Genomic DNA, 22,553 nt, shown 5'->3' on the forward strand with positions numbered 1-22,553 from the left:
GGCGCGATCTGGCCGGGAGTGATCTGGCCGGTCGAGAGCCAGCCCGTACGGGGTTCAGGCCCGTAGGCGAGAGAAGGCCCCGGAACCTTCCCGGTTCCGGGGCCTTCGTACGTCCGCTGCGGGGCCGTCGGCGCCTACTTCGCCTCGGCCTTCTGGAGTTCGGCGAGCTCCTCGTCGGACTCGCGGCCCGGCGTCGGCAGGTTGAACTTGGTGATCGCGAACCGGAAGATCACGTAGTAGAGCACCGCGAAGCACAGGCCCACCAGGGCCAGGCCCCACGGGTTGGTCGCGATGCCCAGGTTCAGGCCGAAGTCGATCGCGCCGGCCGAGAAGCCGAAGCCGTCCTTCATGCCGAGCGCCCAGGTCAGCGCCATGGAGACGCCGGTGAGGACCGCGTGGATGGCGTACAGGACCGGCGCGATGAACATGAAGGTGAACTCGATGGGCTCGGTCACGCCGGTGAAGAAGGACGTCAGGGCGAGGGAGAACATCATGCCGCCGACCACCTTGCGGCGCTCCGGGCGGGCACAGTGCACGATCGCCAGACAGGCGGCCGGCAGCGCGAACATCATGATCGGGAAGAAGCCGGTCATGAACTGCCCGGCGCTCGGGTCACCGGCCAGGAAGCGCGCGATGTCGCCGCTCTTGCCCTGGTACTCACCCGCCTGGAACCACGGGAACGAGTTCAGCAGGTGGTGCATGCCGACCGGGATCAGCGCACGGTTGGCGACACCGAAGATGCCGGCGCCGACGGCCCCCGAACCGACCAGCCACTCACCGACGTTGTGCAGGCCCGTGCCGAGGACCGGCCAGATGTAGCCGAAGACGATGCCGATGAGCAGGCCCGCGAAGGCGGAGACGATCGGGACCAGCCTGCGGCCGCCGAAGAAGCCCGCCCAGTCCGGGAGCTTGGTGCGGTAGAGGCGCTGGTAGAGGAGGGCGACGACTATGCCCATCACGACGCCGCCGAGGACCTTGGCGTCCACCGGTGCGTCGACCATGACGACCTTGCCGTCGACGGCCTTCGCCACCTGCGGCAGGTTCGGGTCGGTGAACGTGGCGAGCACGTTCTTGAAGACCAGGTAGCCGACCACGGCCGCGAGCGCCGTCGAGCCGTCCGACTTCTTCGCGAAGCCGATCGCGATGCCGACGGCGAACAGGAGCGCCATGTTGTCGAGGATGGCGTTGCCGCCGGCGGCCATGAAGCCCGCGATCTTCGTGATGAACGCGGGGAACTCCGGGTCGCCCAGCATGTCGTTGTTGCCGAAGCGGACCAGGAGAGCGGCCGCGGGCAGCACCGCCACCGGCAGCATCAGGCTGCGGCCGATGCGCTGCATCACAGCCATCACAGCGGCGCCCTTTTTCTTGTCGGCCGCGGGAGCGGCGCTGGCCGTCGTCACAACTTCCTCCAGGGGGTCCCCCCGGCCATAGGCTGGGGGCAGGGCATGGCGCCGCCCGGGGACAGGAAAGGGGATGGCGGCGTCTGGTCTACACCACTGAGTGGTGTAGACCTGTTGTAGCACGGTGGGGGCGATATAAGGAACCCGTGAATTCCGCATCCGGATCGCTACGCGCAGTGCCCTGATTCGTCAGACCTTTGTGACGTCCTCGACCTCGTCCTCGGGCTCTCTACCCGGCGTCTTGAGGTCGAACTTCGTGATCGCGAAACGGAAGATCGCGTAATACACGACGGCAAAGCAGAGACCGATCGGAATGATCGCCCAGGGTCTCGTCGCGAGTTCCCAGTTGATGATGTAGTCGATCAGTCCGGCCGAGAAGCTGAACCCGTCGTGGACCCCCAGCCCCCAGGTCACCGCCATGGACACACCCGTCAGCAGGGCGTGCACCGCGTACAGGAGCGGGGCGATGAACATGAACGAGTACTCGATCGGTTCCGTGATCCCCGTGACGAACGACGTCAGTGCCACCGACGTCATCAGGCCGGCGACCTCTTTGCGGCGGTGCGGCTTGGCGCAGTGCGTGATGGCGAGGGCCGCGGCCGGCAGCGCGAACATCATGATCGGGAAGAAGCCCGAGGTGAACAGGCCCGCGTTCGGGTCGCCCGCGAGGAACATGTTGATGTCGCCGTGCACCACCTCGCCGTCGGGCTCGGTGTAGCTGCCGAACTGGAACCAGATGGGCACGTTCAGGAACTGATGGAGCCCGATGACCAGCAGCGCGCGGTTGGCGACGCCGAACACGCCCGCACCCCAGGCGCCCAGGTCCCTCATCCAGTCGCTGAAGCTCTCCAGCGCGTCACCGACGGGCGGCCAGACCCACAGGCACAGCACCGCGAACACGATCGCCACGAACGCCATGATGATCGGCACGAGCCGCCGCCCGTTGAAGAAGCCGAGCCAGTCCACCAGCTTCGTCCGGTGGTAGCGCTGCCAGAAGAAGGCCGCCAGCAGACCGATGATGATGCCGCCGAAGACACCCGGGTTCTGGTACTCGTACGCGCTCACCGTCCCGTCGGCCGCGGCGCAGCCGATGTTGGTGACCTCCTCCGTCCCGCTCGGGCAGTCCTCCGGGAACTCGCGCAGCACGCTGTAGTAGACGAGGAACCCCGCCACCGCCGCCAGCGCCGTCGAGCCGTCCGCCTTCTTCGCCATGCCGATGGCCACGCCCACGCAGAACAGCAACGGCAGCCCGAGCGAGCTGTCGAGCAGCCCTCCGCCCGCGCCGTCCATCACCTTCGAGACGTTGTCCCAGCCCAGCCCCTCGTCCCCGAACACATCCGGCTGGCCGAGGCGGTTGAGGATGCCCGCGGCCGGCAGTACGGCGATCGGCAGCTGAAGGCTGCGTCCCATCTTCTGCAGGCCCTGAAACGCCGCCTGCCGCCGCCTGTGCGCGGGGGAGGTCTCGGTCTCGGCACTCATGGGTTGGCGACCGCCTGTCAGGTGGTGTAGACCAGTTACCGACGATTGGGTTGCTGTGACGTCATCCTTCGGCACTCACCACGCAACCGCTCGTAAAGTTGGGCCAACAGTGCGTGAGGAGACCGAAATGGCCAGCAAGGCTGAGAAGATCGTCGCCGGGCTCGGCGGCATCGACAACATCGAGGAGATCGAGGGCTGCATCACCCGGCTCCGCACCGAGGTCAGCGACCCCTCGCTGGTCGACGAGACCGCCCTGAAGGCCGCCGGCGCCCACGGCGTCGTGAAGATGGGCACCGCCATCCAGGTCGTCATCGGCACCGACGCCGACCCGATCGCGGCGGAGATCGAAGACATGATGTGAAGCCGGGGCATCGTCCCGGGCTTCAGCCCCTGAGGGCCCCTTCCCACCGCGGGAGGGGCCCCTTCCATATGTGCGGCTAGGCTCTCGCCATGGCAGCTACCTCCTCAATTCCTCGCATCGACGGCCGCACCCCCGACCAGCTCCGCCCGGTCACCATCGAACGCGCCTGGAGCAAGCACGCAGAGGGCTCCGTCCTCGTCTCCTTCGGCGACACGAAGGTCCTGTGCACCGCCTCCTTCACCGAGGGCGTCCCGCGCTGGCGCAAGGGCAGTGGTGAGGGCTGGGTCACCGCGGAGTACGCCATGCTGCCGCGCGCCACCAACACCCGCGGCGACCGTGAGTCCGTCCGGGGCAAGATCGGCGGCCGCACCCACGAGATCAGCCGCCTCATCGGCCGCTCCCTGCGCGCGGTCATCGACTACAAGGCGCTCGGCGAGAACATGATCGTCCTGGACTGCGACGTCCTCCAGGCCGACGGCGGCACGCGCACGGCGGCCATCACCGGCGCCTACGTCGCCCTCGCCGACGCCGTCTCCTGGGCCCAGGGCAGGAAGCTGATCAAGCCCGGCCGCAAGCCGCTCACCGGCACGGTCGGCGCCGTCTCGGTCGGCATCGTCGGCGGCGTCCCGCTCCTCGACCTCTGCTACGAGGAGGACGTGAAGGCCGACACCGACATGAACGTCGTCTGCACCGGCGACGGCCGCTTCGTCGAGGTCCAGGGCACCGCCGAGGCCGAGCCCTTCGCCCGCGAGGAGCTCAACTCCCTGCTGGATCTCGCCGTTTCCGGTTGCGGGGAGCTGGCGGAACTGCAGCGCAAGGCGCTTGATACCGTCCTCGAAAAGTAAAGGACACACCAAGAACAGCCGCAGCTCCGGGCAACCGCGCCGCCTTCCCCGGCGTCCCTAGGGGTACGGGCGTACGGCACACCGCTGTACGCCCGGCCAGTGCACAACGGGGGCCTGCGAGGCCTGAGGCAGGGAGGGAACGTCAACCATGGCCACGAGCCGACGCCGCCGGAGCCGTATCGCCATAGCCGCCGCAGCCGTCGCGGCAGTCGTGCTGACGACCGGGCTGACCACCGGCTGCGACGCCGTCAACAAGGCGCTGGACTGCGTCCAGACCGCCGAAGCCATCGCCGACAGCGTCACGGAACTCCAGCAGGCCGTGGAGGGCGCCGCGAACGACCCGACGCAGCTCGAGGAGTCCCTGAACTCCATCGACAAGAACCTCGACAAGATCGGCGACAAGACGGACGACGCCGACGTCAACAAGGCGGTCGACGACCTCCAGCAGGCCGTCACCAACGTCCGCGACGCCGTCAAGAACGGCGACGAGACCCCGGACATCAGCCCGGTCACGGACGCGGCCGGCGAACTGACCAAGGTCTGCACGTCGTAGACGTCGCAACACCCGGTAAGGGGAACGGGGGTCGGGCGGGGCCGGGATACTGGTCCCCATGACCCGCTTGATCCTCGCCACCCGCAACGCCGGAAAGATCACCGAGCTCCGGACGATCCTCGCCGACGCAGGCCTGCCGCACGACCTCGTCGGCGCGGACGCCTACCCGGACCTCCCCGACGTCAAGGAAACCGGCGTCACCTTCGCCGAGAACGCCCTGCTCAAGGCCCACGCCCTGGCTCGGGCGACCGGCCTGCCCGCCGTCGCCGACGACTCCGGCCTGTGCGTCGACGTCCTGAACGGCGCCCCCGGCATCTTCTCGGCCCGCTGGGCCGGCCGGCACGGCGACGACAAGGCCAACCTGGACCTGCTCCTGGCCCAGCTGTCCGACATCGACGACGCCCATCGCGGCGCCCACTTCGCCTGCGCGGCGGCGCTCGCGCTGCCGGACGGCACGGAACGGGTGGTCGAGGGGCAGCTGCGGGGCGTCCTGCGGCACGAGCCCGTGGGCACGAACGGCTTCGGCTACGACCCGATCCTCCAGCCGGAGGGGGACACGCGGACGTGCGCCGAGCTGAGCCCTGGGGAGAAGAACGCGATCAGCCACCGGGGCAAGGCGTTCCGGGCGCTGGTGCCTGTCGTACGCGAACTGCTCGCGCCGTAGCGTGAGCCGCTCGGGCAGAGGATGGTGCGGCCGGAGGGACTCGAACCCTCACGGGTGTTACCCCACTGGGACCTAAACCCAGCGTGACTGCCAATTCCACCACGGCCGCGTGACCTTGCCCGGCCATGCTACTGGCCGGGCCGGGTGCTCAGATGCCCAGGTCCTTGATGATCTTGGCCACGTGGCCGGTCGCCCGCACGTTGTACAGCGCCCGCTCGACCTTGCCCTCCTCGTCCACGACCACCGTGGACCGGATGACGCCCATGTACGTCTTGCCGTAGTTCTTCTTCTCGCCGTAGGCCCCGTAGGCCTCGGTGACGGACTTCTCCGGGTCGGCGAGCAGTGTGATCTTCAGGGACTCCTGCTCGCGGAACTTGGCGAGCTTCTCCGGCTTGTCGGGGGAGACCCCGATCACGTCGTACCCGGCGCCGGCCAGCAGCTCCAGGTTGTCGGTGAAGTCGCAGGCCTGCTTGGTGCAGCCGGGCGTCAGGGCGGCCGGGTAGAAGTAGACGATGACCTTGCGGCCCTTGTGGTCCGAGAGGGACACCTCGTTGCCGTCGGCGTCGGGCAGGGTGAAGGCGGGGGCCACGTCCCCCGGCTGGAGTCGCTCGCTCATCGGACCAGCCTAACCGGGGAGCCTGACGGTGCGGTTCGGCGTGGAGCTGACAGACTGTCCGCAAACAGCATCAGCTTCACTTCGGAGGCCGTACGGTGGCGGACACGTCGGACACCAGAACCCCGGCGCAGATCGAGGCGGACATCAAGGCCCGCCGCGCAGTGCTGGCCGAGACGCTCGACGAGATCGGGGTGCGTGTGCACCCGAAGACGATCGTCGGCGACGCCAAGGCCAAGGTCGTCTCGAACATCGACCACACGCTCGGACGGGCCTACGTCGGGGTCAACCGGGCCGTGAGCGATGTCAAGGCCCAGTTCACCCATGAGGACGGCGCGCCCCGCCTCGAGCGGATCGTGCCCGTCGCACTCGTCGCCGTCGGCCTCGTGGGGCTGCTGGCGCTCGGCACCCGGCGCCGCAAGGGCTGAGCGACGGCGGACCCGGCGGCGTACGCAACGGGCAAAGGCAGGTAGGTTCAAGGCGTGAGCGCCAACAGAAACGAGCACAGCACCCAGCACGACAAGCTGCCCATCCGGATGCTGCACGACCGTGTACTCGTGCGGCAGGACACCGGCGAGGGCGAGCGGCGTTCGGGCGGCGGCATCCTGATCCCCGCGACGGCGGCCGTCGGCCGTCGGCTGGCCTGGGCCGAGGTCGTCGCGGTGGGGCAGAACGTACGGACCGTGGAGGTGGGCGACCGGGTTCTGTACGACCCGGAGGACCGTGCCGAGGTCGAGGTGCGCGGGGTCGCGTACGTGCTCATGCGTGAGCGTGATCTGCACGCCGTGGCCGCCGACCGGTTCGAGGGGTCGGAGGACTCGACGGGGCTCTACCTCTGAATCGACCGTTCGAAGGGGCTGGTGACCATGGTCACCAGCCCCTTCGTCGTTCATTTGCTACTTTTGAAAGGACCCCGACGAGACGCGCCGTACCGGGTGAAGGCAAAGACGACGCACCGCAAGGTTTCCGTCTCTGCGAAGGGTGCTCGTCATGGCCTGGGTCCTGCTCGTCGTCGCCGGTCTGCTCGAGGTCGGCTGGTCGATCGGCATGAAGTACACCGAGGGTTTCACCCGGCCCGTCCCCAGCCTGTTCACCGGCGCCGGGATCGTCGCCAGCATGCTGCTGCTGTCGTACGCCGCGAAGTACCTGCCCATCGGTACCGCCTACGGAGTGTGGGTGGGCATCGGGGCGGCCGGCGCGGCGGTGGTCGGGATGGCGGTGCTGGGCGAGCCGGTCACCGCCGCGCGGATCTTCTTCGTCTGTCTGCTGCTGGTCGCCGTGGTGGGGCTGAAGGCGACCGGCGGTCACTGAGCCGGGCCGGGGGTCACGGGCCCGGCGGCACGGCGGTCACTCGTTGCGGGACGCGCTCAGCGGCCCGACCGTGGTTCCCGTGGTACCTCCGCCTCCGGTGTCCGTCCCGCCGGAGCTGTCACCGCCGGTGCCGCCTCCGGTGTCCGTGCCACCGGCGCCGGTGTCGCCCGTGGTGCCGCCGTCGGTGGTCGTGCCTCCGTCGCTGGTACCACCGGTGTCGGTGTCGCCGGTCGTCCCGCCGTCGGTGGTCGTGCCCCCGTCGGCCGTGCCGCCCGTCGTGTCACCCGTCGTGCCGCCGTCCGTCTCGCCCGGCGTCTCACCGCCGGTCTGGCCCTCGCTGTCCTGGCCGCCCGTGGTCGTGTCCCCGGTGGCGCCGCCGTTGTCCTGGCCGCCGGTGCCCGGGTCGCCCTCGGTGGGGTCGGTCGTCGGGTACTGGGGCACGTCCGCGCCCTCCTGGAGCTCCAGGTCGAAGTCGCTGACCGGCTTGCCCTTCAGGGCCTCCTTGGTGAACTGGGCCCAGATCGCGGTGGGCGGGCCGCTGCCGTTCATGCGGGGCTGGCCCAACGCGCCGTACAGGGACTTGTGGTGGGCCGTCACCGGGTCCTGGCCCATGACCGCGACGACGGTGGCCAGTTCCGGGGTGTAGCCGGCGAACCAGGCGGCGGTGTCCTCCTCCGCCGTGCCGGTCTTGCCCGCAGCCGGCCGGCCGGCGGCCTGGGCGGGGGTGCCGGTGCCGTTCTCGACGACGCTCTGCAGGACCGAGGTGGTGGTGTCGGCGGCCTCGCGGCTGATGACCTGGGAGGTCTTGCGCTTCGGCAGTTCGATGACGTCGGCGCCGTCCTTGGTGACCCGCTCGATCATCGTGTACGTGCCGTGCTTGCCGTGGTTGGCGAGGGTCGCGTAGGCCTCCGCCATGTCGAGGACGCTGGCGTGCGCCACGCCGAGCGCGATCGACGGGGAGGCGTAGAGCTCGGGGGTCGTGGCGGGCAGGCCGAGCTCGATCGCGGTGTCCTTCACCTTGTCGGCGCCCACGTCCACGGCCATCTGCGCGTACACCGAGTTGACGGACTTGTCGGTGGCCGTACGGACGCTGATGTCGCCGTACGAGTACTGGTCCTCGTTCTCGGGGTCGTAGGTGCCCCCGGACCAGCCCTGCACGGGGCGCTTGTTGGTGCCGTCGTAGATCGTGTTCGGTGTGATCGGGCGGCCGTCCTGCGTGGTGGAGTCGTTCTCCACGGCCGAGGTGAACACGAACGGCTTGAAGGTGGAGCCGACCTGGAAGTCCCGGCGGGTGGCGTTGGGGGTGTACTGCTTCACGTAGTCGATGCCGTTGTACATCGCCACGACCTTGCCGGTCCTCGGGTCGACGGATGCGCCGCCCGCGCGGACGTAGCCGTCGACCTTGTTGTTCTTCTTGTCCAGCTTGGAGATCAGCTGGTCGTTGACCGCGTCGACGAAGGCGTCCTGCTTGTCCTTCTGCAGGGTGGTGGTGATGCGGTAGCCGCCCGCCTCCAGCTCCTCCTCGGTGGCGATCTTGTTCTGGATCAGGTAGTCCTTCACGATCCGAACGACGTAACCGCGCTGCCCGGACAGGTTGGTGGAGGTCGTGGCCTCCTTCGGCATCGGGAACTTCATGCCCGCCCGCTTGCTCTCGCTGAGCCAGCCCTTGGTGACCATGCCGTCCAGCACGTAGTTCCAGCGGGCCACGACCGCGGCCTTGTTCTCCGGGTGGGCGACGACGTCGTACTCGCTGGGCGCGTTGACCAGCGCGGCCAGATAGGCGGCGCGGGCCGGGTCGAGGTCCGCGGCATCGATGCCGTAGTAGGCCTGGGCGGCGGCCTGGATGCCGTAGGCGTTGCGGCCGAAGAAGCTGGTGTTGAGGTAGCCCTCGAGGATCTCGTCCTTGGTCTTCTCGCGGTCCAGCTTGATCGAGATGAAGAACTCCTTCACCTTGCGGGTGACGGTCTGGTCCTGACGCAGGTAGTAGTTCTTCACGTACTGCTGGGTGATCGTGGAGCCGGACTGCTTGCCCTTGCCGGTGGCCGTGTTCCAGGCGGCGCGGAGCATCGCCTTGGGGTCGATCGCGGACTCGGTGTAGAAGTCGCGGTCCTCGGCGGCCAGGATCGCGTGCCGGCCGGACTTGGAGATCTGCCCGAGGGTCACGTTCTCCCGGTTGACCTGGCCGTCGCGGGCGATCACGGAGCCGTCCGCGTACAGATAGACGTTGGCCTGCTTGGTGGCGAGGGCGTTGGCCGGCGGGATCTTGACCATGGAGTAACCGAGGAAGAACATCCCGAACAGCAGCAGCGCGCCGATGACGAAGGTGCCGAGCACCGTCCGCCAGGTCGGGATGATCCGCCGCCAGCCCGTCCGTTTCGGCCGACCGGGCTTCGGGGTCGGCTGCTGTGGCGGCTGCTGCTCGTCGCTCATGTCGTGCACGGACTCCTGTTTCGCGTCGTACGTTCCCGTACGCCTCGTACGCCTACTAGCGCCCCCCTTTGAAGACTCTCGCACCGGGCGTTCCGTTCCCGGAATCCGGCGCGTGTCCGCGGAAAGTGAGCAGGCTCTCGGCGCCATGCGTTCCGGGAAAACGGCTGGCAGCCCCGGTTGCCTGCGCACTAGGCTCCTGCGCTTCGGTGCCTGGCGCGGGCGAGGAGGGCTGTGGATGTGGGCTCGGGGCGGTTGTACTTGGCCGTCGCGGTGGGCGGGTTCAGACGATACGCGACATATCGGGCCGCGACGGCGGCCGGTGTGTTCACCAACACCGTCTTCGGCGTGATCCTGGTCTACACGTACCTGGCGCTGTGGGACGAGAAACCGCACCTCGGGGGCTACGACCAGGCGCAGGCGGTCACTTATGTGTGGCTGGGACAGTGTCTGTACGCGACGCTGGCCATCCAGGGCGGCGGCGCCGAGAAGGACCTGATGGAGCGAATCCGCACCGGGGAGATCGCCGTCGACCTGTACCGTCCGGCCGATCTCCAACTGTGGTGGCTGGCGGGCGACATGGGGCGGGCACTGTTCCAGATGCTGGGACGGGGCGTGGTCCCGTTCACGTTCGGCGCGCTGTTCTTCCCGATGGCGCTGCCGACGGCGCCCACCGCCTGGGCGGCCTGTCTGGTCGCGCTCCTGCTGGCGATGGTCGTCAGCTTCGCGATCCGCTACCTCGCGGCCCTGAGCGTGTTCTGGCTGATGGACGGCATGGGCGTCAACCAGGCCCTGATGATCACGGGCATCTTCTTCTCGGGCATGGTGCTGCCCCTGAACGCCTTCCCCGGCGTGTTCGGCGACATCGTGCTGGTGCTGCCCTGGGCGGCGCAGATCCAGATGCCGGCGGACGTGCTGATGGGCGAGACGGACCCGCTCGGGGCGTTCGCCTTCCAGGCGGCGTGGGCGGTGGTGCTGCTGGCGGCGGGGCGGCTGCTGCAGTCGGCTGCGACACGGCGGGTGGTGGTGCAGGGTGGGTGAGCGCTACGCCCTCGCCGAAGGGCTGCGGGCCTACGGGCTGATCGCCGGGATGTGGGTGCGGTCCAGCATGACCTACCGCACCTCCTTCGTGCTCACGGTGTTCGGCAACCTGATCGTGACCGCCCTGGACTTCGTGGCGATCCTGCTGATGTTCTCGCAGGTCGACTCGCTGGGCGGCTGGTCGCTGCCCGAAGTCGCCTTCCTGTACGGGCTGTCGGTGACGGCGTTCGGGATCGCCGACCTGGTGCTCGGCTCGATGGACGTGCTGGGCGGGCGGATCCGCGACGGCTCGTTCGACACGCTGCTCGTGCGCCCCGCGCCGGTGCTCGCCCAGGTCGGCGCGGACCACTTCGCGTTGCGCCGCCTGGGCCGGATCACGCAGGGCGCGGTCGTCCTCGGGTACGCGGTGGCCGCGATCGACGTCGACTGGAGCGCGCCGAAGGTGCTGCTGGTGCCGGTGATGGTGATCAGCGGGGCGGCGATCTTCTCGGCCGTGTTCGTGGCGGGTGCCGCCTTCCAGATCTTCGCGCAGGACGCGGCCGAGGTGCAGAACGCGTTCACGTACGGCGGGACCACGCTGCTGCAGTATCCGCCGACCGTGTTCGGCAAGGACCTGGTGCGCGGGGTGACCTTCATGCTGCCGCTCGCCTTCGTCAACTGGGTGCCCGCCGCCCATGTGTTGGGACGGCCGTACCCGATCGGCCTGCCCGAGTGGACGGCGTTCGCATCGCCGCTGGTGGCGGTGGCGTGCTGTGCGCTGGCCGGTCTGGCGTGGCGGGCCGGGCTGCGGTCGTACCGGAGTACGGGGAGTTAGGGAAGTCGGGGGAGTCGGGAGACCTCGGAGAGTTGGGAGAGTTGGGAGAGTTGGGAGAGTTGGGGACTGTCATGCAGGACGACGCGTTCATCGAACTCGACGGCGTCGAGAAGGTCTTCGACGTGCGCAAGAAGACCGGCTTCCTGAAGCGGGAGCGGCGGCAGGTGCGGGCCGTCGACTCGATCTCCTTCACCGTGGCGCGCGGCGAGATGGTCGGCTACATCGGCCCGAACGGTGCCGGCAAGTCGACGACGATCAAGATGCTGACGGGGATCCTCACCCCGAGCGGTGGCCGGCTGCGCGTCGCGGGCATCGACCCGTCCCGCGAGCGCAAGCGGCTCGCGCACCGCATCGGGGTGGTGTTCGGGCAGCGTACGACGCTGTGGTGGGACCTGCCGCTGATCGACTCCTACAAGTTGATGCACCGCATGTACCGCATCCCGGACGGCCGTTACCGCGAGAACCTCGACCGGCTGGTCGAACTCCTCGACCTGGCCGCCCTGTTGGACGTCCCCGTGCGTCAGCTCTCGCTCGGCCAGCGGATGCGCGGCGACATCGCGGCGGCGCTGCTGCACGATCCCGAGGTGCTGTACCTGGACGAGCCGACGATCGGGCTCGACGTCATCTCCAAGGCGAAGGTGCGGGAGTTCCTGCGGGAGGTGAACGCCGAGCGCGGCACGACGGTGCTGCTGACCACGCACGATCTGCAGGACATCGAGCAGTTGTGCTCGCGGGTGATGGTCATCGACCACGGTCGGATGATGTACGACGGTCCGCTCGCCGGGCTGCACGAGGTGGGGGAGAGCGAGCGCACCCTCGTCGTCGACCTGGAGCGCGAGCTGCCGCCGATCGACGCGGCGCCCGCGCGGGTGGTGAAGGTGGAGGGGCCGCGGCAGTGGCTGGCGTTCCCGGCGGGCGAGTCGGCGGCGGTGCTGGTGGCGCGGATCGCGGCGGAGTATCCGCTGGTGGACCTGTCGGTGCGGGAGCCGGACATCGAGGCGGTGATCGCGAAGATGTACGTGGAGCAGACGGAGGGTGCCGAGCGGGCGGTCTCGTAGCCCCGGGGCGGGGTTGCTCGTAGGCTGCTCTACATGAGCGACGATGCCCCGGAGCTGCGTGCGTCCGACGCCGATCGTGAACGAGTCGCCGAGGTCCTGAGGGACGCCCTCGCGGAGGGGCGGCTCGACATGGAGGAGTTCGAGGAACGGCTGGAGGCGACGTACAAGGCGCGTACGTACGGGGATCTGGCGCCGATCACCCGGGATCTGCCGGTCGGTGAGGTGGCCGTTCCCAAGGTCGACATGGTCAAGAAGCCCGGGGCTGCGGACGGCAGTTGGGCCGGGCGGATCGTCGGCGGTGAAGGTTCGTCGACGTGGGGTGTCGCCGTGATGTCGGGGTTCCAGCGCAAGGGGCGCTGGACGGTGCCGAGGCGGTTCACCGCCGTCGCCTTCATGGGGGGCGGGGAGATCGATCTACGGGATGCGAATTTCGCCGACCGGGAGGTCGTGATCAACTGCGTCGCGATCATGGGTGGCGTGGAGGTGATCGTGCCGCCGGGGGTCGAGGTGGTGATGCGGGGGATCGGGGTCATGGGCGGCTTCGATCACCTTGAGGAGAGCGAACTGGGGGAGCCCGGGGCGCCTCGGGTGATCGTCACCGGGTTCGCCTTCTGGGGCGGTGTCTCGGCCGAGCGGAAGCTGACGCGGTCCCAGCGGCAGGAGCTTCGGGAGGAGCGGCGGCGGGAGAAGCTGGAGCGGAGGGCCGAGCGGCGGGAGCTTCGGGGTTCGGTGCGGGACGAGCAGTACGAGGCGCATCGGAGGATGCTCGATGAGCATCGGGACATGTGGCGCCATGGGCATGATGAGCGGGGTCAGCGGCGGCGGGCCCGGGAGCGGGACGAGGACTGAACGGCCGGGTCGGGAGCCGCCCCAGCCGATCGACCCCTACAGCCCTGCCATCGACCCCTACAGCTCTGCCATCGACGCCTACAGCTCCGCCGGTGCCGCGCCCTTCAGGTCCTCCAGGTCGAAGGAGTTCGCCATCTGTTCGTAGCCCTTGTCGCTGGGGTGGAGGTGGTCGCCCGAGTCGTAGTCGGGGCGGAACTTGCGGGGGTTGTACGGGTCGCGGACGGCCTGGTCGAAGTCGGCGACCGCGTCGAAGACCCGGCCCGCGCGGATCTCGGTGTTGATCTGCTGGCGGACGTTCTCGCGGGCGTCGGTGTAGCCGCGGTGGCCCTGGAAGGGCATCAGGGTCGCGCCGATGACCTTCAGGCCGCGGGCGTGGGCCTGGCGGACCAGGGTGCGCAGGCCGTCGAGGATGCGGTCGGGGTCGGCGAGGTTCGGGTTGCGCAGGATGTCGTTGACGCCGAGGTCGATGACGACGACCTTGACGTTCGTACGGGAGAGGACGTCGCGGTGGAAGCGGCCGACGCCGGCCTGGTTGTCCGCGGGGCGCCCGGAGCCGCTGGCGAGGATCTGGTTGCCGCTGATCCCCTGGTTGACGACGCTGTAGCGCGGCACGTCCGCACCGGTCGCGACCGCCTCGCGCAGCCGGCGCGACAGGACGTCCGTCCAGCGGCGGTTGGCGTTCTCGGTGGACGTGATGCCGTCGGTCAGCGAGTCGCCGAAGACCACGACGGTGCCGTCGGACTCGTTGCTGAGCACGTCCAGCGCGGTCAGGTACCGCCAGGACTCGGCCTGCCCGGTGTACGCCACGCCGGTCGCGTCCTCGGTGAGGTCGCCCTCGGCCACGTAGCTGATCTGGCGCGAGTGAGGGTGGTAGGTCACGGGGCCGGACGGAGTGGGGGAGTAGGTGGTGACCAGGATGTCGGCGTCCGCCTGGATCGCCAGGCGCACGGCGTCGCTCAGCACCTGCTGCCCCGGCGGGATGACGACCGTGGTGTTGCCGCCGAAGGTCAGCCGCCGCATGGTGTCCGCGAGGGCGGCCGCGGTGCCGGTGCCGGCCGCCACGGCGATCGACGCGTGCGTGATCGTCAGCGCCGACTGGCCGTACAGGTTGGACAGCGTGATCCGGGCACTCGTACCGCCGACACTGGTGTGGACGACGTTGCGCACCGAGCGGCCCACCAGGCCCTCCACCTCGGTGCCGGGCTCGGCGCCGACCGGGGAGGCGGACCAGGCGCCGACCCAGATGCCGGTGGAGGCGGGGGCGACGGGGCCGCGCTGGGAGCCTTCCCGGGTGGGGGCGGTCCTGTCGGTGGCGCTGCCGTCGTCGGAGGCGACCCCGACGTATATGGCGGCGCAAAGCGTGACGATCAGGGCGATCATCGCGGAAAGCAGGGCATAACCGTTTCGCCTGGTCATGCGGTGCGTGTCTCCTCGGGCGGATGGGAGCCCGAGGCTCCGATGTGATCACCTCATGATGCGTCATAAGGCAGAAGGGAGTTGCACGGACCCCCCATTGGGCCGCCGGAGTTCATCCGGAGTTCGCCATTGACCTCCCCCCACCGGACAGACGCCGGGAACTCTTGATTCGTTCCAGGAGTCGGTCAGGTAGGGACAATATGTGCGGGGGATCCTGGACGGATGGAGCGGATGGAACGTACGAATCCGGATGAATCGGGAACGCCTGACGTAGAGCAGCATGCCCGGCCGGCTGCCGCCGATAACCGGCGTGTCCCCGCATCGGCCGTACGCGCGATGACGACGTTCACCGCCGCCGACGAGGAGAAGCAGCGCGGCGTACGGCAGATGAAGATCACCGCGACCGGGATGCTGCTGCTCGTGGCGCTGATCTACGTCCTCGCCAAATGGGCGTCGAACGAGGGCGCCGGTGCCTGGGCCGGCTATGTCGCGGCGGCCGCCGAGGCCGGCATGGTGGGCGCGCTCGCCGACTGGTTCGCGGTCACGGCCCTGTTCCGCCATCCGCTGGGCATCCCCATCCCGCACACCGCGATCATCCCGAACAAGAAGGATCAGCTGGGGGTCTCGCTGGGCGAGTTCGTCGGGGAGAACTTCCTCTCCGAGGACGTCGTACGACAGCGTCTGCGCGCCGTCGGCATCGGCAGCCGGCTGGGCGCCTGGCTGGCGGAACCGGCGCACGCCGACCGGGTGACGGCCGAACTGGCGACGGCACTCAGAGGCGCCCTGACGGTGATGCGCGACTCCGACGTCCAGGCGGTGGTCGGCGAGGCGATCACCCGGCGGGCCGACGCCCGCGAGATCGCGCCCGGCATAGGCAAGATGCTGGAGGGGATCGTCGCCGACGGCGGCCACCGACGGGCCGTCGACCTGATCGTCGCGAAGGCGCACGACTGGCTGATCCTGCACGGCGAGGACGTGATGGGCGCCGTGCAGGGCGGCGCGCCCGGCTGGACGCCGAAGTTCGTCGACCGGAAGGTCGGTGAGCGGGTCTACAAGGAACTGGTCCGCTTCTGCGTCGAGATGCGCGACATGCCCACCCATCCGGCCCGCGGCGCCCTCGACCGGTTCCTCATCGACTTCGCCTCCGACCTGCAGTCCGACACCGACACACGCGCGCGCGTGGAGCGACTGAAGGGCGAGGTGCTGGCCCGTGGCGAGGTGCAGGACCTGATCGCGTCCGCCTGGACCGCCGTCCGCGCCATGATCGTGTCGGCGGCCGAGGACGAGCGCAGCGAGCTGCGGCTGCGTGTGCGGGCCTCCCTGCTGTCCCTGGGCGCCCGCATGGCCGACGAGCCGTCGATGCAGAACAAAGTGGACCGCTGGGTCGAGGACGCGGCGGTGCACGTCGTGACGACGTACCGCAAGGAGATCACCTCCCTGATCACCGACACCGTGGCGAGCTGGGACGCCGAGCACACCACGAAGAAGATCGAGGCACACATCGGCCGCGACCTGCAGTTCATCCGGATCAACGGCACGGTGGTCGGCTCGCTGGCCGGGTTGCTGATCTATACGGTGTCGCGGGCGCTGGGGGCGTAGGGGATACGGAGCCGGACCGGTCCAGGCGCCCCTCGTGGTGGGAGCCGGGACCGGAGATCGTGACCCGTCGGGTGGCGGCGCCCTTACTGCGACTGGCGCCGGACCCGGTCGCGGCGGCGCAGCAGGAGCATGCCGCCGGCGAGGGCGGTGATACCGGTGGCGGCGGTCCAGCCGATGATCTCGTTGGAGCCGGTGGCGGCGAGGTCACCATCGGCGGCGGAGGAGGAGGCGGACGCGGAGGGCGAGGCGGCGGTCCCCGTCTGCGGCCGGGCATCCGACCCCGACCCGGACCCCGCACCCGAACCGGCCGCGGCCGACCCCGACGCCGCCGGACTGGGCGAGCCGCCCGTCCCCGTGGCCTTGTCCCGCGTGAACGCCAGCGTGCCGAAGCCCAGTTGGTCGTAGCCGCCGCTGTTGGGGCCGTAGTCCCCGCCGCCGCCCTCCGGCCCGGACTTCGCGACGATCTGGGTGAGGTACGACGCCGACAGGCCCCGGCGCTTGGTGTAGTGGTTGGCGATCATCGCCCAGATGGGGCGGGTCATCGCCGGGTTCACGGGCGCGGCCTCGGTCACGGTCTCCGAGCCCGACCAGCCGTTGATCGCGCCCTTCCTGCGGGTGTTGTCGGTGAACGGCACGTCCCCGCCCATGGCCCACTTGGCGACGTACTGGGTGCCCTTGAAGAAGCGGTTGTCGTCGTAGCCGTACAGGTCGATGCCCTGGTTCCAGGCCATCTCGCAGAAGGTGCCCATCAAGCCGACGCCGAGCAGGGCGTGCCCCTGGTCGCGGCCGGCCTCCAGCCACTCGGCGAGTCCGTCGTCGTGCACGACGGGGATGGCGTTCCGGATGGAGCCGAGGCCCTCGCCGTGCTTGAAGTAGTCGACGGCGCGGGCGACCTGGGCCTTGTCGTCGCAGAGGATGCCGGTGGCCAGGACGCAGCACATGTTCGCCAGATCCCAGTTGGTCCAGTAGTTACTGACGACGGCGCCGTTGTGCCTGACCAGGAAGTCGTCGCTGAGCGGCGCGAAGACCTTCGTCAGCAGCTCCTGGAACCGCCCGAGCTCGAAGTCGGGGTGGTCGCGGACCAGCTCGGCGGCGTTGGCGATCTGGTAGCCGTACAGACCGGAGGCCAGGAAGCGGTCGGCGTTGCCGCCGAGGCCGGTCAGCTTGGCCGACCAGGCGTTGAGGATCGCCACGGCGGTGTCGAGATGCGCGCTGTCGCCGCTGACGTGGCCGCGCAGGGCGTTCTGGTAGGCGGCGTGGATGTCGTTGTAGAGGATCCCGTAGTTCTGGCCGGCCCCGCCCCGGATCACGGTCGCCTGCGGGTTGGCCGCCCAGCCGCTCTGAGAGTGCGGGTTGGCGGTCAGCTTGGCGAACCCGGCCGTGTAGGGGGCGGCGCCCGCCTTCACCTTCGTGGCCATACGGTCGAGATCGGCGCGGGTGTGCAGGAGGCCGGGGTGGGCATACGTGCCCGCCGCGACGGCAGGGGTGGGCGTCACGGCCGTACCGATACCGACGGCTCCGGCTGCCGCGCCCGCGGCCTTGAGCATGCTCCGGCGGCTGATCTGTCGTGTCACGTCGTCAATTCCTCGCGTGCCTGCGGCTGGGGACGGTGAGGAGACGGGGGGAGACTGCGGGGGATAACAAAAACTCCGGACGCCGATCGCCGACGAGGAGCCGTATCCGATGACCGTCCGCAGGATCGTCCCCAACCACCAGGTCGACTCCGACGAGCAGATGGCGACCAGCCGTGACTTCTACGGCCTTCTCGGCTTCGAGGAGGTCATGCACCTGGGCTGGGTGACGACCCTGGCGTCCCCCGCCAACCCCACCGCCCAGATCAGCTTCTTCACCGAGGAACGCACCGCCCCCGTCGTCCCCGACCTGAGCGTGGAGGTCGAGGACGTCGACGCCGTGTACGCGCAGGTGGTGGCGTCGGGCGCGGAGGTCGTACGGGAGCTTCGGGACGAGGAGTGGGGTGTACGGCGGTTCTTCGTACGGGACCCGAACGGGCGGGTGGTGAACGTGTTGACGCACCTGCCCGCCGACCGGAGTTCAGTCCGGGACGACGTGCGCGACCAGCCGTGACCGTGGGCCGGCGCAGGCCCGGCGCAACGACGTCGTGGTCGTCCACGTCGGCAAGCGGGGCGTCCTCACCTCGCGGGACCGCGAGAAACGGGCGGAAAACGCCCGGCCGCCTCAGCCGTTGCGGTCCGCCACCGCCCAGGACGCCAGGGCGACCGCCCCCGCGACCCCGAGGACGGCGGGCCAGGCGCCCACCTTCTTGGCCAGCGGATGCGACCCGGCGAAGGCGGCGACATACGCGGCGGTCAGCGCCCCCGCCGCCTTCCCGCCCGCCCGCTGCCGCCACTGCTGCGCGGCCGCGGCCCCCGCGACGGCCAGTACGGCCCCGCCGAGCTGCCGCTTCTTCGTCCAGCGGGCCACGCCGTACCCTCCGACGAGTCCGCCCGCGGCGACCGCCGCGCTGGGGATCTTCGCCATGTCTGCCTCCCACCACTTCCGCCGGCCGCTGCTGCCGGGCTCTCGAGCACCGAGGCTAACCGGCCTGCCCTTTCCGCGGCTCGGCACGGGCACGCAACTCCGACGCGTACCCCGCCCCGATGGCGCACCCGGCGGCGGTGAGGGCGAGGGCCACCACGGCCGGGTTGACGTATCCGGGCACGTCACCGGTGTCGTAGCTCCCGCCGTCGCTCGTCTCGCAGACGAACCGGAGAGGGACGTACGAGACCCTGTGGTCGACGATCTCGATGCCCTGTTGATGCCGTTCCCGCCAGCCCTGCGTGCGGCAGGACTGCGGCGGTGACGAGTCGGCGCCGCCGTCCTCCGCCACCAGGACCGCGCCGCAGACGGCGAGCAGCCCCCACGCGTACAGCGCGCACGCTCCCGCGCCCGCCAGGGCGGCGAGGCCGCGCAGCCGGACGGGGGCGCTCGCGCGCCGGATGCCGTGGGCGGACAGTGTGCTGCCGCCGTATCCGCAGAGACCGACGGCGACGATCACCACGACGACGACGAACAGCAGGAGCAGCAGTAACACGTGGCCTCCGGGGCGTCACAGGAAGGGCGTCGCAGCAAAGGGCGTCACATGATCTCGGCCAGGCGGTCCACCTGGTCCGGGTCGAGGCCGTGGCAGTAGAGCATGACCTCGTCGGCGCCGAGGTCGGCGAACGCGGCGATCGCGGTGCGGATCTCGGCGGGGGTGGTCAGCAGGCCGGCCACCATGCGGTCGGCCGTGCCGGTGAAGGCGTAGTACGCGTGCATGCGGGCCCGCGCGTCGTCGAGCACGTCCCGTGGGCCGAGCGCGACGTTCACCTGGGCCACGAGACGGGGCTCGCCGTCGCGGCCGTACTCCTTCCACAAGCCCCGGACGGTGTCGAACAGGCCGCCCGCCCAGGAGGGCGGCGCCGCCGCGAGGAAGCCGTCGCCCCAGCGTGCGACGCGTTCGAGGGCGGCGGGCTTGAAGCCGCCGAAGAGGATCTCCGGGCCGCCGGGGCGGGCGGGCGCCGGACCGATCGGGCCGACGCCGTCTCCGTACGACTCGCCCCACCACAGGCGGCACATCAACGCCATCTGCTCGTCCAGGCGCCGGCCCCGGGTGCGCGGGTCGGTGCCCGTGGCGTGGTGGTCGTCGTCCCGGCCGCCGATGCCCAGGCCGAGGACGAGGCGACCGCCGGTCATCCGGTCCAGGGTGGCGGCCTGTTTGGCCAGCAGGGCGGTGTCGCGCAGCGGGGCGAGCAGCACCTCGGTCTGGACGCGGATGCGGGTGGTGGCACCCGCGAGGACGGACAGGGCGACCAGCGGCTCGGGGTTGTCGTACACGAGCCGGTCGAGCAGACCGAGTGTGCTGAAGGGTCCGGCGTCGGCGCGCCGGGCCCAGGTGAGCAGGGTGGCCGGGTCGCCGATGGGCAGGCCGAGGCCCACGTTCGGAGCGACGTTGTTCATGGAGGAGCCTCCGAAGGGAAAGAGGGGTCGACAAAGACGGCTGCCGCCCCTCCTGCACCTCAGGGAACTCGATGAGTTCCGTGAGGTGGGACGCTCCCGCTCTGCGGCGTGTTTCCGGGGGAACGTCTCTTCGAAGTCGGCTCACTGTAGGGCGGGCCGACTTCGCCGGACAAACCATTTGCCGATTTGCCGATTCCCGGGCAGACGGCCCCGTACGTCAGTCCTCGGTACGGCTCCTCAACGCCCGAGCACGACCGTCCGCATACCCCCCGGCCCGCTCTCCTCGTGCCGCACGCGCAGCCCGGCGGTGCGGAGTTGCTCCAGCACCCAGGCGTGGGAGAGCCGCAGTTTGCGGTAACTGTGGGCGGTGAGGGTCCAGTCGGCGCCGGGATCGGTGCCGTCCCGCGTGTGGATCAGGTCGTGCACGACGACCGTGTAGTCGTTGTAGTCGTCCGGGTACTCCAGGAAGCAGGTCATGATCCGGTCCTCGGTGGCCCGGACCGGGAGGAAACGGTCGGTGCCGGTGAGCGGGACCGTCAGGTCGCGGTAGCCGAACACGGCCGTCCCTCCCGGCGCGAGCGCGGCGGCGGCGTCGGCGAAGAGGGCGGCCACGTCACCGCGGGTCGGCAGATGCGTCAGCGTGTCCCCCAGGCATACGACGGCTGCCGCCGACCCCGGCCGCACCAGCTCCCGCAGAGCGGTCCGCATATCCGCCCGCACCGGCCGCACCCCGGGCAAGTGGGCGGCATGCGCGGCGAGTTCGTCCAGCAAGGGCCGGCTCAGGTCGACCGCGAGGACGGAGTCGAAGCCCAGCCCGGCCAGCGCGAGGCTCGCGTGCCCCGGCCCGCACCCCAGGTCCACGGCGAGCGCCCCGCCCGCCGGACCGGCCGCCGACGCCGGGGTCACGCCCCACGCCGCGAGGGACGTGCGCTGCACGGCGGCGAGCGCGTCGAGATCGCCGCCGAGCATCCAGGTGTAGTGCTCGGCGAGGAACCGGTCGTAGTGGTGGACGGCTTGGTCCACGGGCTGCTCGGCAGCGGCGGCGGTCGTCATGGGACGAGGGCTCCCTTCGATCCGGCAGACAAGGGAAATCTAGGGCGCGGTACGGGAGTTGGGCGGCTCGCCCGAACGAAATTCGGCGGCCCGGGAAGAATGACGGCCATGGACGACACTGATTCGGCGATCCTCACCCATCTCCAGCGCGATGCACGGCTCACCAATCGCGAACTCGCCCGCAGGGTCGGCATCGCACCCTCCACCTGCCTGGAACGGGTCCGTGCCCTGCGCGCCCGCGGTGTGATCACCGGCTACCACGCGGCCGTACAGCCACGCCTGCTGGGCCGCTCGCTCCAGGCGCTGGTCTTCGCCCGGCTGCGTCCGCTCAGCCGGGAGGTGATCCACGACTTCGAGAGCTACCTCACCCGACTCCCCGAGGTCGTCTCGGTCTTCGTGGTCTCCGGCGACGACGACTTCCTCGTCCATGTGGCCGTCCCGGACATCGAGCACCTGCACGCCTTCCTCATGGACCGCTTCAGCGCCCGGCGCGAGGTGGTGAGCTTCCGCAGCTCGGTGATCTACCGGCAGACCGAGACGCGCGTCCTGACGCCCATGGAGACCGGCATGGAGACCGGTACGGAGACCGGTCGGGCGGGCCGGGCCGACCGGTTCGACCGGGCCGGTGACGCGGGCTGATCCGACGCGGGCTGATCCTCAGACCCCGTCGAGCAGGGACATGAGGCAGTGGTCCAGTTCCTGCCCCAGGTCCTCTCTCCCCGGTTCGACGACGGCGTACGACCGTTGCAGGAACCGCCGGAGAGAGGCCGTACCGAATCTGATCGCGGCCATCCCGTGCGGCGCGTGGAACTCCACGACCGTTCGGGACCGCCCGCGCGGCACGATGCGGACGTCCCCGATCCCGGCCGCCCCGTCGAGCCCCTCCTCCAGCAGCGAGCGGGCGAACGTCCAGGTGACCCCCCGCTGGTCGTCCGAGACATGGGCGGGGAAGTCGATGCGCACGGCGAAGGGCTCGGTGGCGGAGTAGCGCAGGGTGGGGCGTATCGGCAGCTGCGTGTAGCCGGGGGTGACGAGGCGGGCGCGGACGGGCTGTTCGAGGGTGCGGCGCATGGTGGGCGTTCTCCTGTGTGGCTGTCATTGCGCCTTCTCGAC

General features: G+C 70.0%; 25 protein-coding genes, 1 tRNA gene and 1 riboswitch. Of the genes, 14 read left to right on the forward strand and 12 right to left on the reverse strand.

Going from position 1 to position 22,553, the window contains the following annotated elements; all coding sequences use genetic code 11:
• Positions 1–134: 134 nt before the first annotated feature.
• Positions 135–1,400, reverse strand: a complete 1,266-nt coding sequence (locus ABD932_RS36850; RefSeq protein ID WP_345019882.1) for a PTS transporter subunit EIIC — start codon at positions 1,398–1,400, stop codon at positions 135–137.
• Positions 1,401–1,589: 189 nt separating this feature from the next.
• Positions 1,590–2,879 carry a PTS transporter subunit EIIC gene (locus ABD932_RS36855; protein WP_345019884.1) on the reverse strand — a complete coding sequence of 430 codons (1,290 nt, stop codon included), beginning with the start codon at positions 2,877–2,879 and terminating at the stop codon, positions 1,590–1,592.
• A 127-nt stretch (positions 2,880–3,006) separates the two neighbouring features.
• On the opposite strand from ABD932_RS36855, the gene ABD932_RS36860 reads away from it, so the two are divergent.
• The 4 genes from ABD932_RS36860 (at position 3,007) to rdgB (ending at position 5,302) form a co-directional block, all read left to right on the forward strand.
• Positions 3,007–3,240 (forward strand): PTS sugar transporter subunit IIB, encoded by a 234-nt coding sequence (locus tag ABD932_RS36860; protein WP_069780600.1) that lies wholly within the window; start codon positions 3,007–3,009, stop codon positions 3,238–3,240.
• 107 nt (positions 3,241–3,347) lie between these two features.
• The gene (rph, locus tag ABD932_RS36865) at positions 3,348–4,085 is read left to right on the forward strand and encodes a ribonuclease PH (RefSeq protein WP_345020010.1); all 738 of its coding nucleotides are present in this window, start codon (positions 3,348–3,350) and stop codon (positions 4,083–4,085) included.
• A gap of 148 nt (positions 4,086–4,233) precedes the next feature.
• The gene (locus ABD932_RS36870) at positions 4,234–4,638 is read left to right on the forward strand and encodes a hypothetical protein (RefSeq protein ID WP_345019889.1); all 405 of its coding nucleotides are present in this window, start codon (positions 4,234–4,236) and stop codon (positions 4,636–4,638) included.
• A gap of 58 nt (positions 4,639–4,696) precedes the next feature.
• Positions 4,697–5,302, forward strand: a complete 606-nt coding sequence (gene rdgB, locus ABD932_RS36875) for an RdgB/HAM1 family non-canonical purine NTP pyrophosphatase (RefSeq protein ID WP_345019891.1) — start codon at positions 4,697–4,699, stop codon at positions 5,300–5,302.
• Between the two features lie 22 nt (positions 5,303–5,324).
• Here rdgB and ABD932_RS36880 read toward each other — a convergent pair.
• Positions 5,325–5,411 (reverse strand) — tRNA-Leu (locus ABD932_RS36880).
• 39 nt (positions 5,412–5,450) lie between these two features.
• The gene (gene bcp / locus ABD932_RS36885) at positions 5,451–5,918 is read right to left on the reverse strand and encodes a thioredoxin-dependent thiol peroxidase (RefSeq protein WP_126392529.1); all 468 of its coding nucleotides are present in this window, start codon (positions 5,916–5,918) and stop codon (positions 5,451–5,453) included.
• Between the two features lie 95 nt (positions 5,919–6,013).
• Here bcp and ABD932_RS36890 point away from each other — a divergent pair, with 95 nt between their 5' ends.
• The 3 genes from ABD932_RS36890 (at position 6,014) to ABD932_RS36900 (ending at position 7,226) form a co-directional block, all read left to right on the forward strand.
• Positions 6,014–6,343 carry a DUF3618 domain-containing protein gene (locus ABD932_RS36890; protein WP_345019893.1) on the forward strand — a complete coding sequence of 110 codons (330 nt, stop codon included), beginning with the start codon at positions 6,014–6,016 and terminating at the stop codon, positions 6,341–6,343.
• Positions 6,344–6,397: 54 nt separating this feature from the next.
• On the forward strand, positions 6,398–6,754 hold the full coding sequence (locus ABD932_RS36895) for a GroES family chaperonin (RefSeq protein WP_345019895.1): 357 nt from the start codon (positions 6,398–6,400) through the stop codon (positions 6,752–6,754).
• Positions 6,755–6,809: 55 nt separating this feature from the next.
• Positions 6,810–6,872, forward strand: a riboswitch (guanidine-III (ykkC-III) riboswitch).
• Between the two features lie 33 nt (positions 6,873–6,905).
• On the forward strand, positions 6,906–7,226 hold the full coding sequence (locus ABD932_RS36900; protein WP_345019898.1) for a DMT family transporter: 321 nt from the start codon (positions 6,906–6,908) through the stop codon (positions 7,224–7,226).
• 36 nt (positions 7,227–7,262) lie between these two features.
• Here ABD932_RS36900 and ABD932_RS36905 read toward each other — a convergent pair whose 3' ends face one another.
• Positions 7,263–9,656, reverse strand: a complete 2,394-nt coding sequence (locus tag ABD932_RS36905) for a transglycosylase domain-containing protein (RefSeq protein ID WP_345019900.1) — start codon at positions 9,654–9,656, stop codon at positions 7,263–7,265.
• A gap of 237 nt (positions 9,657–9,893) precedes the next feature.
• Here ABD932_RS36905 and ABD932_RS36910 point away from each other — a divergent pair, with 237 nt between their 5' ends.
• From ABD932_RS36910 to ABD932_RS36925, 4 genes are all read left to right on the forward strand, one after another.
• Entirely contained in the window at positions 9,894–10,694 is an 801-nt protein-coding gene (locus ABD932_RS36910; protein ID WP_345020012.1) for an ABC transporter permease, read from the forward strand.
• Positions 10,687–11,508 (forward strand): ABC transporter permease, encoded by an 822-nt coding sequence (locus tag ABD932_RS36915; RefSeq protein ID WP_345019901.1) that lies wholly within the window; start codon positions 10,687–10,689, stop codon positions 11,506–11,508. Before ABD932_RS36910 ends, ABD932_RS36915 begins: the two co-directional genes overlap by 8 nt.
• A 71-nt stretch (positions 11,509–11,579) precedes the next feature.
• The gene (locus tag ABD932_RS36920; protein ID WP_345019903.1) at positions 11,580–12,566 is read left to right on the forward strand and encodes an ABC transporter ATP-binding protein; all 987 of its coding nucleotides are present in this window, start codon (positions 11,580–11,582) and stop codon (positions 12,564–12,566) included.
• A 33-nt stretch (positions 12,567–12,599) separates the two neighbouring features.
• Complete coding sequence (locus tag ABD932_RS36925; protein WP_345019905.1) at positions 12,600–13,415, forward strand: DUF1707 SHOCT-like domain-containing protein; 816 nt, start codon at positions 12,600–12,602, stop codon at positions 13,413–13,415.
• A 78-nt stretch (positions 13,416–13,493) separates the two neighbouring features.
• Here ABD932_RS36925 and ABD932_RS36930 read toward each other — a convergent pair whose 3' ends face one another.
• On the reverse strand, positions 13,494–14,831 hold the full coding sequence (locus ABD932_RS36930; RefSeq protein WP_345019907.1) for an SGNH/GDSL hydrolase family protein: 1,338 nt from the start codon (positions 14,829–14,831) through the stop codon (positions 13,494–13,496).
• A 222-nt stretch (positions 14,832–15,053) separates the two neighbouring features.
• On the opposite strand from ABD932_RS36930, the gene ABD932_RS36935 reads away from it, so the two are divergent.
• The gene (locus ABD932_RS36935; RefSeq protein WP_345019909.1) at positions 15,054–16,430 is read left to right on the forward strand and encodes a DUF445 domain-containing protein; all 1,377 of its coding nucleotides are present in this window, start codon (positions 15,054–15,056) and stop codon (positions 16,428–16,430) included.
• An 83-nt stretch (positions 16,431–16,513) separates the two neighbouring features.
• Here the strand turns inward: ABD932_RS36935 and ABD932_RS36940 are convergent, their stop codons facing one another.
• Entirely contained in the window at positions 16,514–17,977 is a 1,464-nt protein-coding gene (locus ABD932_RS36940) for an alginate lyase family protein (protein WP_425587576.1), read from the reverse strand.
• 136 nt (positions 17,978–18,113) lie between these two features.
• On the opposite strand from ABD932_RS36940, the gene ABD932_RS36945 reads away from it, so the two are divergent.
• Positions 18,114–18,515: a VOC family protein gene (locus tag ABD932_RS36945; RefSeq protein ID WP_345019913.1), complete on the forward strand. Its 402-nt coding sequence runs from the start codon at positions 18,114–18,116 to the stop codon at positions 18,513–18,515.
• Positions 18,516–18,626: 111 nt separating this feature from the next.
• Here ABD932_RS36945 and ABD932_RS36950 read toward each other — a convergent pair whose 3' ends face one another.
• From ABD932_RS36950 to ABD932_RS36965, 4 genes are all read right to left on the reverse strand, one after another.
• Positions 18,627–18,929: a hypothetical protein gene (locus tag ABD932_RS36950; RefSeq protein WP_126392508.1), complete on the reverse strand. Its 303-nt coding sequence runs from the start codon at positions 18,927–18,929 to the stop codon at positions 18,627–18,629.
• Between the two features lie 55 nt (positions 18,930–18,984).
• Positions 18,985–19,482: a hypothetical protein gene (locus ABD932_RS36955; protein ID WP_345019916.1), complete on the reverse strand. Its 498-nt coding sequence runs from the start codon at positions 19,480–19,482 to the stop codon at positions 18,985–18,987.
• A gap of 44 nt (positions 19,483–19,526) precedes the next feature.
• Positions 19,527–20,387 (reverse strand): LLM class flavin-dependent oxidoreductase, encoded by an 861-nt coding sequence (locus ABD932_RS36960; RefSeq protein WP_345019918.1) that lies wholly within the window; start codon positions 20,385–20,387, stop codon positions 19,527–19,529.
• A 237-nt stretch (positions 20,388–20,624) separates the two neighbouring features.
• On the reverse strand, positions 20,625–21,440 hold the full coding sequence (locus tag ABD932_RS36965) for a class I SAM-dependent methyltransferase (RefSeq protein WP_345019919.1): 816 nt from the start codon (positions 21,438–21,440) through the stop codon (positions 20,625–20,627).
• A gap of 108 nt (positions 21,441–21,548) precedes the next feature.
• On the opposite strand from ABD932_RS36965, the gene ABD932_RS36970 reads away from it, so the two are divergent.
• Positions 21,549–22,079 carry an Lrp/AsnC family transcriptional regulator gene (locus ABD932_RS36970; protein ID WP_345019921.1) on the forward strand — a complete coding sequence of 177 codons (531 nt, stop codon included), beginning with the start codon at positions 21,549–21,551 and terminating at the stop codon, positions 22,077–22,079.
• Between the two features lie 18 nt (positions 22,080–22,097).
• On the opposite strand, the gene ABD932_RS36975 is transcribed toward ABD932_RS36970, so the two are convergent.
• Positions 22,098–22,511, reverse strand: a complete 414-nt coding sequence (locus ABD932_RS36975) for an SsgA family sporulation/cell division regulator (RefSeq protein ID WP_345019923.1) — start codon at positions 22,509–22,511, stop codon at positions 22,098–22,100.
• Positions 22,512–22,553: the final 42 nt, after the last annotated feature.

It is taken from the genome of Streptomyces shaanxiensis (genome assembly GCF_039537145.1).
GTDB classification, from domain to species: Bacteria; Actinomycetota; Actinomycetes; order Streptomycetales; family Streptomycetaceae; genus Streptomyces; species Streptomyces shaanxiensis.